We start from the raw sequence: 500 nt of genomic DNA, 5'->3' as shown, positions 1-500 counted from the left end.
CCAGCCAGACATCGCGCGCCCAGTGCCAGACCGATTCCCAGCTCTCCTCGGTCAGCTCGCCATCGTCGCCATCCCACAGGGTGACCTGCCCGTCCAGATCGACCACGTAATAGTCGCGTCCATCCTGGCAGATCGGGATGAGATCGCGCGGCACGCCGGCGTCCCATGCGTTGGCGGCGACTTCCGGCAGATAGGTATGCGACTGCGGGTCGGTAGCGGTGACCGGCTCCAGGCGTCCATAGATGACATCGCTGACCTGCAGGAGGAATTCGCGCAGGCCGAACGGCAGATTGATCAGCAACTGCTCCTCGATCTCCACCAGCAGATCGTCGTCCGGCAGCTCCAGCGGCACCGGAACCGGCTCGTTGAGTTCGCGCAGCTGTTCGATGACCTCTTCCATCTCCACCTCCTGTCGTAATGCCCCAGCGCCAGGCTCCGTTTATACAGCCCGCCGGATTGGCGAGCCAGTTCTGTCGGGTTAAAGTGCCTGACCGAGCAAT

At 63.0% G+C, this 500-nt stretch carries 1 protein-coding gene; it reads right to left on the bottom strand.

All coding sequences use genetic code 11. From position 1 onward, the window contains the following. Positions 1-400, bottom strand: a 400-nt coding sequence (locus N879_RS18170) for an SMI1/KNR4 family protein (RefSeq protein ID WP_022983578.1), incomplete at its 3' end; no start/stop codon positions are given. Positions 401-500: the final 100 nt, after the last annotated feature.

Origin of the sequence: Alcaligenes sp. EGD-AK7, assembly GCF_000465875.3 — a bacterium.
Lineage (GTDB): Bacteria > Pseudomonadota > Gammaproteobacteria > Burkholderiales > Burkholderiaceae_B > Alcaligenes > Alcaligenes phenolicus.
The sequence above is the reverse complement of the archived record's forward strand: the minus strand, read 5'-3'. Positions and strand labels throughout refer to the sequence as shown.